The following is a 16,075-nucleotide window of genomic DNA, read 5'->3' on the forward strand; positions in this document are numbered from 1 at the left end:
TTTTGGCATAAGCTTGCTTTAATCGCTGTTTTTCATTGCATAAGCTTTTGTAAATGATCACGTAAGGTGAGAGTCAAGCATAAAAAAACACCCTTTCATAAAATGAAAAGGTGTTTTTAAATCCATTTTTAAGCTAGAATTTTATTCTAACTATTAGCGAACAAAATTATCAACTAGAAGATCTTTAACTTCTTTTACGCGTCCTTTCAAAACGGCTTTTACACCATAAAGCGCCATGTTTTTAACTTCACTAACGGTAACTTCTGGTGGCATAACCAATTCATAGCCACTGGTTAAAACGTCAAGAAGCGCAGGCCCATCATAGGCTAAAAATTCTTTTATGGCATTTTCAAGTTGCTCTGGCTTTTCAACGCGCCAAGCACCAAAACCAATAACTTCTGCCATTTTAGCAAAATCTGGATTTTTTAAATCCGTATATTCATTAACCAGCGATTCAGCCTTTTGCTCAAGTTCAACAAAGTTAAGGGAAGCATTATTGAGGACAACAATTTTGACATTGATTTTTTCTTGCACCGCCGTCAATAATTCACCCATAAGCATTGAAAGACCGCCATCACCAGAAATGGAAATGACTTGGCGATCGGGATAGGCTTTTTTAATGCCTAGTGCCTGTGGCATAGCATTTGCCATTGAACCGTGTAATAGGCTGGATAAAGTGCGCCGTTTACCGTTGGTTTTAAAATGACGAAGAACCCAAACCATAGCAGTGCCGCAATCTGCTACAGCTACCGCATCATCATCGGCATGTTCGCTAATAAGGGAAACTAGATGCTGAGGATGAATAATTGATTTTGCTTCTTGTACCTCTTTTTCCTGTTCTTTTTTATGCTCTTCATTTATTTTCAAACAATGGTCAAGGAAATTAGTGTCGGATTTTTCTACAACTATTGGTAATAATGCTTCAACGCTGGCTTTAATATCGCCTACCAAACCAAGCTCGACAGGATGACGATGCCCAAGACGAGATGCATCTTCATCAATCTGAATTAAAGTTGCTTTATTTGGGTAAAACTGGCTAAAAGCAAAATCTGTACCAAGCAATAAGAGTGTGTCACATTCTTCCATCATGGTAAAGCAAGGCTTGCCACCTAGCATACCTGTCATACCAATATCATAGGGATTATCATATTCGATAAAATCCTTAGCGCGGGTTGAATGACCGATTGGACTTTTTAATTTTTTGGCAAGTGCAATCACTTCATCATGAGCGCCCTTTACACCTGCGCCAACAAAAATACCAATTTTTTTACCCTTGGCCAAAAGACTTGCAACTTCAGAAAGCTCGCTATCACTTGGGCGAATAACTGGATTGGTACGATAGGTTTTAAATTGCGTTTCATTTTTAATAAAAGCCTCAGATATATCTGATGGCAAAATGATAACCGCCACACCTTTTTTAGCAATAGCTGCTTGGCAGGCTTGCGCTGTGATGCGCTGGGCATCTTCTGGATTTAATACCTGCTCACAAAATACCGAGCAATGAGAATAAAGCGCGCGAAAGTCCACTTCTTGTGGATAGGCTGTGCCTAAAGTTCCACTTGCCAATTGACTGGCAATCAATACCATTGGTGCACGATTGCGATTTGCTTCAAAAATACCATTAATAAAATGCAAGGAACCTGGCCCGCAAGAACCAGCGCAAGCAGCAATTTCACCAGTAAGATAAGCATCAGCACCAGCAGCAAAAGCTCCAGCTTCTTCATGGCGCATATGCACCCAGCTGATTTTGCTTTTTGAAATCGCGGTTGTCACATAGTTTAGGGTATCGCCAACAATACCATAGCACCGCCGCACGCCTGCATCTTCCAGTGTTTTTACAACGATATCTGCAACTCTCTGGGACATAATGCAATCTCCTTAATTAGAGCGTTTTCCGAAAAGTGTGAAGCGGTTTTCGGACAAAAAACGCGATGTAAACAATGCATCAGAGCGCCGATCTGATCCAACCAGATCGAAATGCGCTCTAAATGGTGATATGCTCCACAAGCATATCGTGGCCATAGAGTGCTACAAATTTAAAAAAAGGAAACAGTAAAAATAGATTATCACGTCACTGTGAAAACCTTGCAACAAAAATGCAATATTTCAAGCAATATGAGAATGGAAATACTGTCATTTCAAAAATTTACAATTTTGTTTTATTTACGGCAAATATTTTACAATATTATGGTTGCCATTTTGAGATAAAATCTTCAATAGCCATATTTTGCATATCAGGAATTGCTTCATAAAGCTTTTCTAATGGCCAATCCCACCATTGAAGTGCAAGTAAAGATTCAACTATCGGCTTTGAAAAACGCATTTTGATGTTTTTTGCTGGTACTCCAACCACAATTTCATAGTCCCCAACATCTTTGGTTACAACAGCATTGGCACCAATCACCGCACCATGACCAATTTTGATATCTGGCATAATCACCGCGCCATGACCAATCCATACATCATGGCCAATTGACACTCTTTTATTTTGCCGCCGTGCACGAAATTCACTATCGAGCGGTAAAAAACGAAAATATTCATTGGGGCGATAGCTAAATTTGTGGGTACTTAATCGCTCCATCGGGTGCTCAAGAGCATTAATCCGCACATTAGCAGCGATCGAACAAAATTTACCAATATCGGCATAAATCGCCTCGCCATTGCGTTCAAAGTAGCTAAAAGCACCAAGATTTACATCCGTGAGCTGCACACGCTCGCCAATTTCACTATAGGGGCCAAGTTTTGTGCCCTTTAGCCGCGCGGTTGAGTGAATACGCGGGGCCTTATCTTGAAACCGTAAATCAGCCGTTTCAGTCCCTTTATCTGCTCCGATATCTTTCATAGTGCGACTTTTTATCTTTTAAAACTGGTTGAATAGCAATCAATGCATGCTTATAGTTATTTTAAATTACTCTAACAGGCAAACAGAGCCTTTTCATCCATAAATTGATGACGTTTTTTAAATTGATTTGTTAAAAAGCAAATTACAGTATTAAAATTAAGCATCGGTTTGCCGCAATTATAACTAGGTTACTCAATGAAAGCACTAACCAAATTTGCTATAATTACTGCCCTATTTTTTGTGGCAATATTTGCTTGGGCGCATTTTACCAAACCCAAACCCTTTGGTGATGATTTTAGCCTTACCGATTCCAATGGTAAGATGGTTACGCAAGATGATATTCGTGCGCAACCATCAGCCGTATTTTTTGGCTATACGATGTGCCCCGATGTTTGCCCAACAACACTTTTGGATATTACCGAATGGTTGGAGGCTTTAGGACCTGATGCGGATAAAATTAAAGTTTGGTTCTTTACCGTTGACCCAGAGCGTGATACGCCACAAGTTATGCATGATTATATTTCCAATTTTTCTGATCGTATTATTGGCATATCTGGCGATCCGCAAAAGGTACATGCAGCCATAAAGAGTTTTAATATTGTGGCTGAAAAAGTACCGGGCAATGATGGTGATTATACTTATGACCACACTGCTGCGGTTATCTTGCTTAGAAAAGGTGGGCGCGTTCGCACCACTATTCCTTACCAGCAAGATAAGGAGGTTGCTGTAGAATGGTTAAAAGAATTGGCGCAAAGCGCAGGAAACTAATATTTTGTCACAGATACGCCTATTTATAACCCATACAAAATCCGATGCCGAGGCAATCTATGCCAAGCTTGAGCCAGCTTTTGAAGAAGATGGTTTACCAGTTTCTATTGCAGAAATTAATGAAGATGAAGAAATTTTTGAGGTTTCGCTTTATTGTGAAAATGATGACCTTGAGGATATGCGCACGCGCTTTGCCAATATTTTAAATATTGATGATAGCAGCATTACTGTTGAAGTTTTACCTGAGATCGATTGGGTTCAACACAGCCTTGAAGGGTTAAAACCTGTACGTGCTGGCCGCTTTTTTGTGCATGGTAGCCATGATCGGGAAAAAATTGCCGCCAATGATATTTCCATTGAAATTGATGCAGGCCAAGCATTTGGTACCGGTCATCACGGCACAACAGCTGGTTGCCTTGAAATGATTGGCATGGTGATGCGCAATGAGCATCCACAAAATATTCTTGACCTTGGTACAGGCAGTGGTGTGTTAGCCATTGGCATGGCTAAGCTTTACCCCGTTAGCATTGTCGCCAGTGATATTGATCCGATTGCGACCAAAGTTGCTAAGGAAAATATTAAATTAAATGGCGTTGCATCGCGCATTGATGCGGTAACAGCTGCTGGTTTTCACCATCGTGAATTATTGATGCGTGCGCCATTTGATTTAATTGTAGCTAATATTCTTGCTCGGCCGTTGATGATGCTAGCGCCGCGCATGGCACGGGCGTTAAAACCCAATGGCTCAATCATATTATCGGGTATTTTGGATAGCCAACGCGACCGTGTTCTTGCAGCTTATCGTGCGCAAGGACTTTATCACCAATCAACCTTTCACCGTAATGGTTGGGTAACACTACATTTAAAGCGATAAATGAAATCAAATAGCAATTAATCCAAGCGATAAAGCCAAATCTTGCAAGGTGTAAAATGTTTCAGACCTTTGATGTTGCAACCAATCCTGACAATGGCAAGCCAAGACTTGCACTATTGCGTAAAGAAATGAGCCGCTTGGGGCTTGATGGCTTTATCATACCCCGCGCCGATGAGCATCAAGGTGAATATGTACCACCACATGCGCAACGGCTTGCTTGGCTTACTGGCTTTACTGGATCGGCTGGTAGCGCACTTATCTTGCAAGATAAAGCCTATATTTTTACTGATGGGCGTTATAGTTTACAGGTTCGCCAACAAACCGATAATACTGTTTTTGCCTATGAAGATTTAATATCAAATCCACCATCTAAATGGTTGAGTGCGAATGGCAAAGGTCTAACAATTGGCTTTGACCCTTGGCTTACAACTATTGCCGGAGCACGTCAGTTACGTGAAGCTATGGCAAAGGCTGGTGGTAATATGCACAGCTTGGATTATAATCTTGTTGATATAATTTGGCATGACCAACCAGAGCCGCCACTTGGCCGCGTGACCATTCAACCGCTTTCCATGGCTGGTAAAGAAGCTGACATTAAACTTGCAGAAATGCAGGAGGATATTAAGCAGAAAAATTGCACTTCTACTATTTTAACCGATCCATCATCGATTGCATGGCTGTTTAATATTCGCGGAACAGATGTATCAAATACGCCATTGCCACTATCTTTTGCTTTTATATCAGCTACAGGCAAGCCCTATCTATTTATTGATCCAAGAAAAATTGGAGTGGAAGAAAAAGCCTATCTTGACCCGCTATGCCATATTGTGGCTCCAAGCCATATGGTTGATAAATTGAAAGAAATTATTGCCGGCAATCAAACAATATTGCTTGATGCCAATTTATGTGCTGAAAAAATCCGCACACTTATTGAAGATGCTGGTGCAATTATTGTTGAAGGGCAAGATCCAGCAAAATTACCACGGGCAATCAAAAACGCAGTTGAACTAGAAGGCGCAAGACGCGCCCATTTGCGTGACGGTGTTGCCTTGGTTAGATTTTTCTCATGGCTAAGTCAGCAAAGTGCAGGTACTCAAGACGAAATTTCCGCCGCTATTAAGCTTGAAGAATTTCGCGCAAAAACCGCAACTGAGCACCATTCTAAGCTTGAAGATTTATCTTTTGACACGATCTCCGGTGCTGGTAGTGATGGCGCTATTATCCATTACCGTGTCAACACCAAAACCAACCGCAAATTAGAACCGCATGAGTTATACTTGGTTGACTCAGGCGCGCAATATCGCGATGGCACCACAGATGTTACGAGAACCGTTGCCATTTGTGCTAAAGGCGGCAAGCCAGATGCGGAACAAATTCGCTGTTTCACATTGGTGTTAAAAGGCATGATCAACATGTCATTGGCACGTTTTCCCGCCCATTCGCGCGGGGTTGACCTTGATATTTTAGCACGCAGCGCTTTATGGAAAGCTGGCCTTGATTATAAGCATGGTACAGGGCATGGTGTTGGCTCTTTCCTATCAGTTCATGAAGGGCCGCAAAGCTTATCACGCGCCAGCACACAAGAATTAATGGCAGGCATGATTATTTCCAATGAACCCGGTTACTACCGCGAGGGAGCCTTTGGCATACGCATTGAAAATTTGCTTATTGTGCAAGATGCAGAGCCTATTGATGGCGGCGAAATTGACATGCACAGTTTTGAAACCTTGACCCTATGTCCAATTGATCAAAGCTTGATTGATAGCACTATGCTCACTTTGGAAGAACGCCAATGGCTCAACGCCTATCATGCAAAGGTTTATGAAAAGCTTTCACCATTTGTAAGCGGTGATGATTTAATTTTTTTAACTAGCGCCACAGCGGAGCTGTTTTAAAAAGCAACTTAATTTCAAGAATAATTATTGTTACCACTTGAATGTAACATAATTTTCTAAATTAATATTTTCCTCCCCGAAAACTAGATTAAACAAATCAACTTTTATGTATTAATTTATAGTTAAAATAAATCTGGAACATAATCATCTTATTGGCGTTATTGCAGAGAAGTCCTTTGAACCAATAAGATGGAAAATTTTTTTATGAATATTTCAAAGCCTGTATTTAGAAAACAGACTGATGTGCGAACTGCCAAATTATGTAAAAGTAACTCAGTATGGAATTGGCATAAAAATTTTCATGATAGTACAACCACCCCAGAAAATTACTATGAGACAACTTTAAGCCAAAGACAACGCTTTACTAAATTTCATGGGGCAAAGGAATGTGATGTAGTCGTTATAGGCGGAGGGCTCTTAGGCTTATCGACAGCACTACATCTAAGCCAAAAGGGTGTAAATGTAATATTGCTAGAAAAAAATAATCTTGGTTCTGGCGCCTCTGGTCGTAATGGTGGACAACTTACTCCTGGTCTAGCTCGTTGGGAGGCGGAAGATATGTTAGAAAACTTTTCCAATGATGAAGCTAAAAAATTGTGGAGGTTTGCTTCCATAGAATCGATGAATCTTGTTGAGGAACTCATCGAAAAGTATGATTTGACGACAGATTATGCTAAAGGGCATTTAACAGCTGCAATCCATCCTAATCATGCTAAATCTTTTAGAAAAAGCTTGAAAGCCAGAAAGATTTTGGGTGATGATAAAGCGTCGATATTAGATGCAAAGAATATCCAGCAGCATATTCGTTCCAACATTTATCATGCAGGTTTTTTAGATAAAATTGGTGGGCAGATCCACCCTTTAGCGCTTTTATTAGGCCTTGCCTATGGCTTTATTAAAAATCAAGGGTCAATTTACGAAAATAGCAATGTGACCGAAATAAAAAATATGGGCTCAAGTCAACTTGTTGTTACCGATGAAGGGATAATAAGAGCAAAAAAAGGTGTAGTCATTGCAGCCCACCATGAATCCAAAGCTTTAGCTACTGAGAATAATAATAAATCGGCTTCTTTCTTCACTTATGTCGGTGTTACACAAGTAAATTCAGTAAACCTTAATGATTTACTCCCCTCAAATATGCCCGTATATGACACTCAATTCCAAATTGACTATTATAGAAAAGTTAGAGACAACAGGCTTTTATTTGGTGGGTTGGGTACAAGTCAAAGCTGGAATCCCGATAAAGTGAATGCTTATTTGGAAAATCGTATAGCACATATTTTTCCAGAACTAGGCGCGACCAAACTCGAATTTTCTTGGAGTGGTATCAGTGACCTGACAATTAATGGTGCTACCGATTGTACAAAATCATCAGATTCTGCCCCAATCTATATGGTTCAAGGGTGGAGTGGACATGGAGTAGCGCAATCAGTACGAATAGGTAAAGCAATAAGTGACGATATTTTAGGAGACCATACCGATTTTTCCATGCTACGCAAAATCAAGCATAGAACTATTCCTTTTAGAAAACTAATTTCGCCATTTCTTCTTCCCTTAGCAAAAAGTACTGCAAAAATTATAAATTGGGTGGCACCGGGTAAAATGATTTCATTTTAGCAGTTAGCTATTAAATGACTTTGACTTTAGGTGCAGCGGCGCGGTTAAGCCGGTCATTAATTGCCTCACCAAGACTTATCAATGGTATTGGTGCAACCGCAATGGAACTTGCGCCAACAAGATCAAGGCGCTGCATATAGTCAAATAAATGCACTGCCGCTTCTTTTAAATTTCCACTTTCGCTCAAATTTAAAATGGCCTTTGCTTTTGCCTGTCCTTTAATTGCTGTGTCACCAAAGTGTAGAAGCGCTTCCCCTTCGATGACTTCATCAACATTTAAGCGCATGGTTGCATTGGGCGCATAATGAGACTTCATCATACCCGGTGCTTCAATAGCTGCACCATGGTCCAATTGTTTCAATGGTCGCTTTATAATAGCCTCAATCGCTTCACGCTCCAAACCACCGGGGCGCAGTAAATAAACATCATCACCATCAACTTTAATAATGGTCGATTCAACCCCTACTTCACATGCACCTGCATCAACAATTAACGGCAGACCACCTTGAAAATCATTTTCAACCGCAATGGCACTTGTTGGGCTAATCCGCCCCGAACGGTTAGCACTTGGCGCAACAATAGGACGATCAAGAGCTTGCACAATATCTGCAAAAATTCCTTTGGGGTTGCGCAAAGCAAGGGTTGGCAAACCAGCTGTTGCCAAAGGGTGAATATTGTTATTTTTTCGCAGTGGTAAAACAAGTGTCAAAGGCCCCGGCCAAAATTCTTGCATCAACTTGGCTGATATTTGATCAATTTCAACATAACGTGCAGCCATATCCATGGAGGCAACATGAGCAATTAAAGGATTAAAATGGGGACGACCTTTGGTAGCAAAAATTTCTGCCACAGCCTCCCCATTAGTTGCATCTGCCGCCAAACCATAAACTGTTTCAGTAGGTAAAGCCGCCAACTTGCCCTCACGCAAATGCGCAACAACTTGATTTATAATAGTGGGCGATGCTGAAACAATCATGATATTTTAAGCTTTTATAATAAAAAGATGAAGAATAATAATAATTTACTTCAACTTTGTTTATTGAAATTTTTAAACCTATAGCACAAAAATCAAAAACTTTAAAAGCCTGCTATTTAATATCCATATTTTTTATCGGCGCAAAACTATAGCGATGTAATTTTTTAACTGGCCCATGACTTGCAATGGCTTGCCGATGGGTGGCGGTGGCATAGCCAGCATGTTTTTCAAACCCATAATAAGGATGTTGGCTGGCTGCTAAAATCATCATTTTATCACGCATTTCCTTGGCAAGGATCGAGGCTGCAGCAATAGAAACGGAGCGTTGATCGCCTTTTACCCAAGAATCCGCAGCACAGGGCAAGCCATCGGGTATATCGCGGCCATCAACTAAGATGTAATCGGGCTGCACAGCAAGGCCTTGGCATGCACGGCGCATGGCCTCAAGTGAGGCTTTACGTATATCACTATGATCAATTGCTAAAGCACTCATACTGCAAATACTAACGCTAAGAGCAGTATCCAAAATTTGTTGATACAATTTTTCGCGTTGCTTATGCGACAATTTCTTAGAGTCATTGAGACCAACAGGGATATTGTCGGGGTTTAAAATAACCGCTGCGGCAACCACTGGCCCCGCTAAAGGCCCGCGTCCTGCTTCATCAGTACCCGCAACAAATTTTGCCCCATGACGCATTAAACGCTGCTCGCCAGAAAAATCTGGTTTTTTAGGGATATCAAATAAAAGCAGTAGAGAATTAGATTTTTTAGCCATAAAACCTTGTGACATCACCGCAAAATTTGTGCAAGCATTTTTGAGCAATTTTTGGTACGAACCCAAAGATTAAATTTGAAAAGAAGTGTCGATAAATATCAATATTTTCAATGTTTTTAAACCAAGCTATCGCAAAAGTTTATCAAATCGTGAAATGATAAAAACAGCTATATTTAAATTAGTAGCCCCTCTCCCCTAAACTCTTTTAAAAGCTTGGTTTAATGCGTTTTTGCGAAAAGTGTGAAGCGGCTTTCGGAGAAAAAACGCGCTCTAATCTTTTATCTAGCTATTATCAAACACCTTTTTTTTTGCTACGGTATAAATCAAGTCAATAAAAAAAAGTGTTTAATGATATTATCAAAAAACACTCTTATATATTTATTACCTTATCTTATAGGTATTTGGGCTCTTACATGCCTTGTACGCCGCGATTCATCGCAACAATACCGGTGCGGCAAATTTCGATAAGACCCAATGGACGCATGATCGAAATAAATTGATCAATTTTTGATGATTTGCCGGTAATTTCAAAAATGAAATGGTCAACGGTCGCATCAACCACTTTGGCATGAAATGCATCGGCAAGACGCAAAGCCTCAACGCGGTCAACACCTTTGCCTGATACTTTAACAAGAGCAAGCTCACGCTCAATAGGTGCATCTTGACGCAATTCCTTAGCGCGCTCCTCAAGGTCGATAACACGGTGAACGGGCACAATGCGTTCCAACTGATGGCGAATTTGATCAATAACATGCGGCGTTGCGCGTGTTACCACGGTGATGCGCGATAAGTGTTGCTCTTGCTCAGTTTCAGAAACGGTGAGGCTCTCAATATTATAACCACGACCGGAAAATAGGCCAATAACTCTGGCAAGAACGCCGGGTTCATTATCAACCAAAACAGCTAGTGTATGCTTTTCCAGTGGATCATTATCAGCTTCAATAAAATAGGCAGAGCCGAATTTAAGACTTTGGGTATTCATGGTCTTATTCTTTCTAGCAAACGCTTTAAATAGAATTTGAAAAACACGATTGGCGCCAATTCTTTCAGCGCCAAGATTTTTGCATTTCAATATTAGACGAGTGCACGTCCCTCACTATCAATGGCATTAGCCACAGCTTCATCGGTTGCTTCATCGGGCAAGAGCATATCATTATGTGCACGACCTGATGGAATCATCGGGAAGCAATTTTCAAGAGCAACCACATTACAATTAAAGATAACTGGGCCATCGGTCTCAATCATTTCAATGATTTTGTCATCAAGTTCACTTGGTTTACTGCATTCAATACCAGTTGCACCATAGGCTTCAGCTAGTTTCACAAAATCTGGCATAGCCTCGGTATAGGAGTTTGAAAGTCGGTTGCCATGTAATAATTGCTGCCATTGGCGCACCATACCCATATAATGATTATTCAAAATAAATACTTTTACTGCTGCATTATGTTGGATAGCGGTACTTAATTCTTGAATATTCATCTGAATGGATGCGTCACCTGCAATGCATATAACCAAATCATCAGGATGGGCAATTTGCACACCGATAGCGGCGGGAAAGCCATACCCCATAGTACCAAGACCACCTGAAGTCATCCAATGCTTTGGCTTGTCAAAACCAAAATATTGTGCCGCCCACATTTGGTGCTGGCCTACCTCGGTTGTGATATAGGGTGTGCGCTCCTTAGTAAGTTGATAAAGACGCTCAATCGCATATTGCGGCATGATAACATCTTGATTGTGTCGATAGGCAAGTGAATTGCGACGACGCCATTTATTAATTTCTTGCCACCAAAGAGCCCGCGATTGTGCATCAGGCTTTGGTTGAACTGCGCGATAACGGCGCATTAAATCTTCCAAAACGCGCGCAACGTCACCAATAATTGGCACATCAACACGGATATTTTTATTAATAGATGACGCATCAATATCAATATGAATAATACGCGCATTAGGCGCAAACGCATCAACACGCCCCGTAATACGGTCATCAAAACGCGCGCCAATGGCTACCATAACATCACAATCATGCATAGTCATATTGGCTTCATAAGTACCATGCATACCAAGCATACCAAGCCAATTTTTACCAGTTGCCGGATAAGAGCCAAGCCCCATCAAGGTTGATGTGATCGGAAAATCACCAAATTCCACCATTTCGCGCAATAGGCGAATCGCATCGGGCCCAGAATTCACAACGCCGCCGCCTGAATAGATCACAGGACGCTTTGCCTCTGCTAAAAGCTGAACCGCATATTCAATGGCAGTAGCATCGCCATCAAGCACGGGCTGATAGCTGGTGCGCGGCATAGATTTTGGTGCGGTATAAATGCCGGTGGCAAATTGAATATCTTTTGGCACATCAATAAGCACAGGCCCGGGGCGGCCAGTGCGGGCAATGTGAAATGCCTCATGGATTGTTTTTGCAAGATCATTTACATTCTTCACCAACCAATTATGCTTGGTGCAAGGACGGGTAATACCAACGGTGTCGGCTTCTTGAAAACCGTCAGTACCAATAAGTGAAGTTGGCACCTGACCAGAAATACAAACAAGGGGAATAGAATCCATTAATGCATCTTGTAATGGTGTGACGGCATTAGTTGCTCCAGGGCCCGATGTTACCAGCATGACACCGACCTTACCTGTTGAGCGCGCATAACCTTCCGCCGCATGACCAGCGGCTTGTTCATGACGAACCAAAATATGTTGAAATGTTTCCTGCTGGAAAATTTCATCATAAATTGGAAGCACAGCACCGCCCGGATAACCGAAAATATGTTCGACACCTTGATCAATAAGCGCCTGAACTACGATTTCCGCCCCTGACATTTCCTGCCCATCTCTTGTCTTTTTCGGTTTTTGGTCGTTTATCATTGCTGTTACTCGTTTTTTTGCTGATATTGAAAATAAAAAAGGCCCCCTTGTGGGAGCCTGGTTTTGCGCATGGGAGGCTTGTGCCGGGTGGTTACACCACCAGCTCCATGCGCATCCACACCACAAGAATAATAAGAAACTTTTTCATGCAATGAACATATTCGCGTAATTTCCATTCGTCAATAACTATTTTTATGTAATTTTATTATTTGAATAAATCTATTTCGCGTAAAAGCGCTTGATGATTTGCTTTAGAAAAAACGGTCACTGCAAAAACGCTTGAATTGATATTTACGGCAAATATTAAAAAAGCCAACTCAATCACACCAAATTCCAGCTATTTTAAATCAGCCTAAAGAAAAAACAATTATGTTTGTTTTGTTTGTCACCTATATCGGCCCATAATTATTATAATTTACCAAAGGGCAGCTATAGGCATGGCTAAGGTCATTAGGATCACGGCATATAGTAAATCTGAGATTATCAGCTAAAAAAGGTAAAACTAAGGGGCAGGATTGATTAATTTAAATGAATTGGTACCAATAAAGGCCGCATCCGAGCAGCTAAAGTCATGCGGTTTTGTCCGCATTATCTGTAGATTTCACAATCTATATTTAAATTTTAATTTTATGGAAATTAGTTGAAGCCTTAAGCTTAAAAATGGCTGGGGTACCTGGATTCGAACCAGGGGTGCCGGTACCAAAAACCAGTGCCTTACCGCTTGGCTATACCCCAACATCATTTTTAAAGAACACTCTATCGTGTCCTTGGCGCGTCTTATAGCTGCTTGATTTCATATGTGCAATATCTATTATTAAAAAAAATGCATATTTTTTGATATTTTTTTATTTTTTCTGCTAACCTATTTTATTTATTGCATAAATTAGAACAATCCTTACAATATTTTTATTAACATCCTAAGATCAAGCCAATGAATGTGACCAGATGAGCATCGATTTCGATAAGGAATTTTTTCCAAATTACGATAAGGCAGTAAAAATCAACGATAAGATACAATTACTTACAGCAAGAAATCCAAGTCCTTATACATTCCATGGCACCAATACATATGTAATCGGCCAAAAAGATTTAATGATTCTAGATCCCGGCCCAAATAATGAGCAGCATTTTGAAAATTTAATCAAAGCGGTTAATGGTCGTCATGTCAGCCATATTATACTTACCCATAGCCATGCAGATCATAGTGACCTTGCCTATAAAGTAAGCCAATATTTTTCTGCCCCGATTGGCAAAGCGCCGCTTTCACCTCGTAAAGATCAACAGAACCAAGCCAAACAAAGCGGCGAAGCAACCAGCAGCGATGTAGAGTTTGATATCTCTCTTAGTGACGATATGCTAATCAGCAATAGTGAAATAACATTGCATGCCATTGCCACACCCGGCCATGCGAGTGATCATATAGCTTTTGCACTCAAGGGTAGCGATATGTTATTTTCGGGTGATCACGTCATGGCATGGGCAACAACCGTCATCATTCCACCTGATGGGGTTATGCAAGACTATATGGCATCGCTTGAAAAATTAATTGGTCGCAATGATAGCTATTATCTGCCCGGCCATGGCGGCGTAGTTGCCAATCCTCAACAATTGATACGTGGTTTTCGCAGCCACCGCAAATTACGAGAAAACGCAATTCTTAAGCGGCTACAACATGGCGATACAACAGTTACAGAAATTGTTGCCGCAATTTATCAAAAGCTGGACCCAAGATTAAAAAATGCGGCGGCGCTATCGGTTTGGGCGCATCTTATTGATTTGCATCAGCGCAATCTTATCCATTGTGATGGATCGCCACAAATTGATAGCATTTATTCGTCACGTTGATCGCTTGGTGTCAACAAGACCTTAATATCAAGCGCTTCCATAAAGTTTAAAATGAAACGGGCATCAATGCCAAGATCATGGCTTAAATAGCGTGATGTTGCCCGCATATCAACAAAGGTGGTATCGCCTTCATCATTAAGGCGAATTATTATATCGGACACAAAGCCAAGTAAGGGTGTTTTGGCAGTTGCCTCAACCAAGAGCGTACCATCTTTGCCAACCTCTCCAGCTTGGCTAATAAGCTTCCAACCTAAATCATCCATCACAGTTAAGACCGCAGGCAAAATCTTGTCAGGCGATCCGTCATAACGCCGGCCGCTTAGTTGTGGCCACATGGCAAGCTGCTCGTTGGCCTGATAATAAAGGGATTGATGCACAGGTAAAGCATTACTTGGCCGGTTATTCGCAATGAAAGGTGGAGGTGTCTCACTGTCGGTGGCAATATCGTAAAAGGGTGGAAAAACAAAATAAGCAACAGCGGCTGCCATAATCGGCAACAGGGCTAAGAAGGCCAAAATCAATCCTTTTATCGATTTACCGCCACCTTTATCAGCCCTTTGCCAAAGGTCTAAAAAGCCTTTCAAAGCCAACACAAATGCAGCTAGCCCAAAAAATGCCGCACATCCAACCGCAACAAAAAAATAGTTACTTGCAAGCACACCAAAGCGATGGCATATGGCAGCCAAAATCAGCAAAACAAGTGCCAACCAACCAAAGCGTGGCGACCATCTTGCTGCTTTTGACGGCATTCTTTGAAACTTTTTACGCATATTTATTGAGTACCCTTAAAAAACTCGGCACAAGATTGAAGTGCTGGTGCACCTTGATTAACTCCAAGTCCTTGCGAAAGCGTTACAAAATGCATGCCTTGCTTTTTTAAATCTCGCAAAGCTTCGGCAACGCCCGCCCCCGAAGCTCGGGTTGGTTGATTCATATGGGCAATGGTAACATCGCCATCCTTTGCTGTTTTTAGCCTCCTTAAAACCATACTCGCTGAAAGTGATGCGCCTTGATCACCATTGATTGAAAAACCTGCAACATGAAACCCTAGATCTTCAATTAATTTTAGCGATCTTGTTGTATAGCGTGCTGCAGCTCCCCGATAAAATGGCTTGAATTGTGAAGTTAAACCCGCTTTTTCGATAGCTTGCGCTCCGCCTTCGATTTCTTCGCAAACAGCACGTAAACTGCCTGCCGTCTTTAATCCATAAATAGTTCCTGGCTCATCAATGGCGGGAATGTGATTTTGCCCATGATTTCCAATTTCAAATAATTCGGGATGAGCCTGTATTTGTGCAATAACATCGGGATTTTTAACTAGCCATCGCGCTGTTACAAATAAAGTTGCAGGAATTTTTTCAGCAATCAAAACATCAAAAATGCGCCGATCTGTCTTCCCCATACATAAATCAAAAGTAAGCGCAATACGCGGTGGATCAATATCCTTTTTAATTGCAAGATATGGCTCAACCGAAGATGTTTTTTCGGCTGCCCAGCTCGGCATAATAACCATAGTACTGGTCATTAAAACCACAGCTGTACTTATAAATTTGTTAAAGGCTTTTTTTATCATTTTAATCAATGCGCAATCCAATAACGCTTCACATAT

13 protein-coding genes and 1 tRNA gene are annotated in these 16,075 nt (G+C 41.1%); 5 read left to right on the top strand and 9 right to left on the bottom strand.

The window, feature by feature from the left end:
• Window positions 1-153 precede the first annotated feature (153 nt).
• Together N5852_RS10440 and N5852_RS10445 are read right to left on the bottom strand one after the other, a co-directional pair.
• Complete coding sequence (locus N5852_RS10440; protein WP_262097734.1) at window positions 154-1,866, bottom strand: thiamine pyrophosphate-dependent enzyme; 1,713 nt, start codon at window positions 1,864-1,866, stop codon at window positions 154-156.
• Window positions 1,867-2,185: 319 nt separating this feature from the next.
• A complete protein-coding gene (locus N5852_RS10445; RefSeq protein ID WP_262097735.1) occupies window positions 2,186-2,842 on the bottom strand; it encodes a DapH/DapD/GlmU-related protein in 657 nt (218 codons plus the stop codon).
• Window positions 2,843-3,037: 195 nt separating this feature from the next.
• Here N5852_RS10445 and N5852_RS10450 point away from each other — a divergent pair, with 195 nt between their 5' ends.
• The 4 genes from N5852_RS10450 to N5852_RS10465 all read left to right on the top strand — a co-directional run bounded on the left by N5852_RS10450 (window position 3,038) and on the right by N5852_RS10465 (window position 7,996).
• Window positions 3,038-3,610 (top strand): SCO family protein, encoded by a 573-nt coding sequence (locus tag N5852_RS10450; RefSeq protein WP_262097736.1) that lies wholly within the window; start codon window positions 3,038-3,040, stop codon window positions 3,608-3,610.
• A 4-nt stretch (window positions 3,611-3,614) separates the two neighbouring features.
• Window positions 3,615-4,484, top strand: coding sequence for a 50S ribosomal protein L11 methyltransferase (locus tag N5852_RS10455; protein ID WP_262097737.1), 870 nt, complete (start codon window positions 3,615-3,617; stop codon window positions 4,482-4,484).
• 56 nt (window positions 4,485-4,540) lie between these two features.
• On the top strand, window positions 4,541-6,379 hold the full coding sequence (locus N5852_RS10460; protein WP_262097738.1) for an aminopeptidase P family protein: 1,839 nt from the start codon (window positions 4,541-4,543) through the stop codon (window positions 6,377-6,379).
• A gap of 204 nt (window positions 6,380-6,583) precedes the next feature.
• Window positions 6,584-7,996 carry an NAD(P)/FAD-dependent oxidoreductase gene (locus N5852_RS10465; RefSeq protein WP_262097739.1) on the top strand — a complete coding sequence of 471 codons (1,413 nt, stop codon included), beginning with the start codon at window positions 6,584-6,586 and terminating at the stop codon, window positions 7,994-7,996.
• Window positions 7,997-8,006: 10 nt separating this feature from the next.
• Here N5852_RS10465 and N5852_RS10470 read toward each other — a convergent pair whose 3' ends face one another.
• From N5852_RS10470 to N5852_RS10490, 5 genes are all read right to left on the bottom strand, one after another.
• On the bottom strand, window positions 8,007-8,972 hold the full coding sequence (locus N5852_RS10470) for an L-threonylcarbamoyladenylate synthase (protein ID WP_262097740.1): 966 nt from the start codon (window positions 8,970-8,972) through the stop codon (window positions 8,007-8,009).
• A 112-nt stretch (window positions 8,973-9,084) separates the two neighbouring features.
• The gene (locus tag N5852_RS10475) at window positions 9,085-9,747 is read right to left on the bottom strand and encodes a ribonuclease HII (protein WP_262097741.1); all 663 of its coding nucleotides are present in this window, start codon (window positions 9,745-9,747) and stop codon (window positions 9,085-9,087) included.
• Between the two features lie 409 nt (window positions 9,748-10,156).
• Entirely contained in the window at window positions 10,157-10,729 is a 573-nt protein-coding gene (gene ilvN, locus N5852_RS10480) for an acetolactate synthase small subunit (RefSeq protein ID WP_182417364.1), read from the bottom strand.
• Between the two features lie 92 nt (window positions 10,730-10,821).
• Window positions 10,822-12,621: an acetolactate synthase 3 large subunit gene (locus N5852_RS10485; RefSeq protein WP_262097742.1), complete on the bottom strand. Its 1,800-nt coding sequence runs from the start codon at window positions 12,619-12,621 to the stop codon at window positions 10,822-10,824.
• A 661-nt stretch (window positions 12,622-13,282) separates the two neighbouring features.
• Window positions 13,283-13,356, bottom strand: a tRNA-Gln gene (locus N5852_RS10490).
• A 210-nt stretch (window positions 13,357-13,566) separates the two neighbouring features.
• Between N5852_RS10490 and N5852_RS10495 the strand changes: the two genes are divergently transcribed.
• The gene (locus tag N5852_RS10495; RefSeq protein WP_262097743.1) at window positions 13,567-14,466 is read left to right on the top strand and encodes an MBL fold metallo-hydrolase; all 900 of its coding nucleotides are present in this window, start codon (window positions 13,567-13,569) and stop codon (window positions 14,464-14,466) included.
• Here the strand turns inward: N5852_RS10495 and N5852_RS10500 are convergent.
• Window positions 14,451-15,236, bottom strand: coding sequence for a DUF1499 domain-containing protein (locus tag N5852_RS10500; RefSeq protein WP_262097744.1), 786 nt, complete (start codon window positions 15,234-15,236; stop codon window positions 14,451-14,453). The genes N5852_RS10495 and N5852_RS10500 overlap by 16 nt on opposite strands.
• A 2-nt stretch (window positions 15,237-15,238) precedes the next feature.
• Window positions 15,239-15,991, bottom strand: a complete 753-nt coding sequence (locus N5852_RS10505; RefSeq protein WP_262097745.1) for a polysaccharide deacetylase family protein — start codon at window positions 15,989-15,991, stop codon at window positions 15,239-15,241.
• Between the last annotated feature and the right edge of the window lie 84 nt (window positions 15,992-16,075).

The organism is Bartonella sp. HY328, assembly GCF_025449335.1.
GTDB lineage: Bacteria > Pseudomonadota > Alphaproteobacteria > Rhizobiales > Rhizobiaceae > HY038.

Bases quoted from the DNA above. Each gene is read 5' to 3' on its own strand.
- N5852_RS10440 (WP_262097734.1), bottom strand. From the start codon at position 1,866: ATGTCCCAGAGAGTTGCAGATATCGTTGTAAAAACACTGGAAGATGCA.
- N5852_RS10445 (WP_262097735.1), bottom strand. From the start codon at position 2,842: ATGAAAGATATCGGAGCAGATAAAGGGACTGAAACGGCTGATTTACGG.
- N5852_RS10450 (WP_262097736.1), top strand. From the start codon at position 3,038: ATGAAAGCACTAACCAAATTTGCTATAATTACTGCCCTATTTTTTGTG.
- N5852_RS10460 (WP_262097738.1), top strand. From the start codon at position 4,541: ATGTTTCAGACCTTTGATGTTGCAACCAATCCTGACAATGGCAAGCCA.
- N5852_RS10465 (WP_262097739.1), top strand. From the start codon at position 6,584: ATGAATATTTCAAAGCCTGTATTTAGAAAACAGACTGATGTGCGAACT.
- N5852_RS10470 (WP_262097740.1), bottom strand. From the start codon at position 8,972: ATGATTGTTTCAGCATCGCCCACTATTATAAATCAAGTTGTTGCGCAT.
- N5852_RS10475 (WP_262097741.1), bottom strand. From the start codon at position 9,747: ATGGCTAAAAAATCTAATTCTCTACTGCTTTTATTTGATATCCCTAAA.
- ilvN (WP_182417364.1), bottom strand. From the start codon at position 10,729: ATGAATACCCAAAGTCTTAAATTCGGCTCTGCCTATTTTATTGAAGCT.
- N5852_RS10485 (WP_262097742.1), bottom strand. From the start codon at position 12,621: ATGATAAACGACCAAAAACCGAAAAAGACAAGAGATGGGCAGGAAATG.
- N5852_RS10495 (WP_262097743.1), top strand. From the start codon at position 13,567: ATGAGCATCGATTTCGATAAGGAATTTTTTCCAAATTACGATAAGGCA.
- N5852_RS10500 (WP_262097744.1), bottom strand. From the start codon at position 15,236: ATGCGTAAAAAGTTTCAAAGAATGCCGTCAAAAGCAGCAAGATGGTCG.
- N5852_RS10505 (WP_262097745.1), bottom strand. From the start codon at position 15,991: ATGACCAGTACTATGGTTATTATGCCGAGCTGGGCAGCCGAAAAAACA.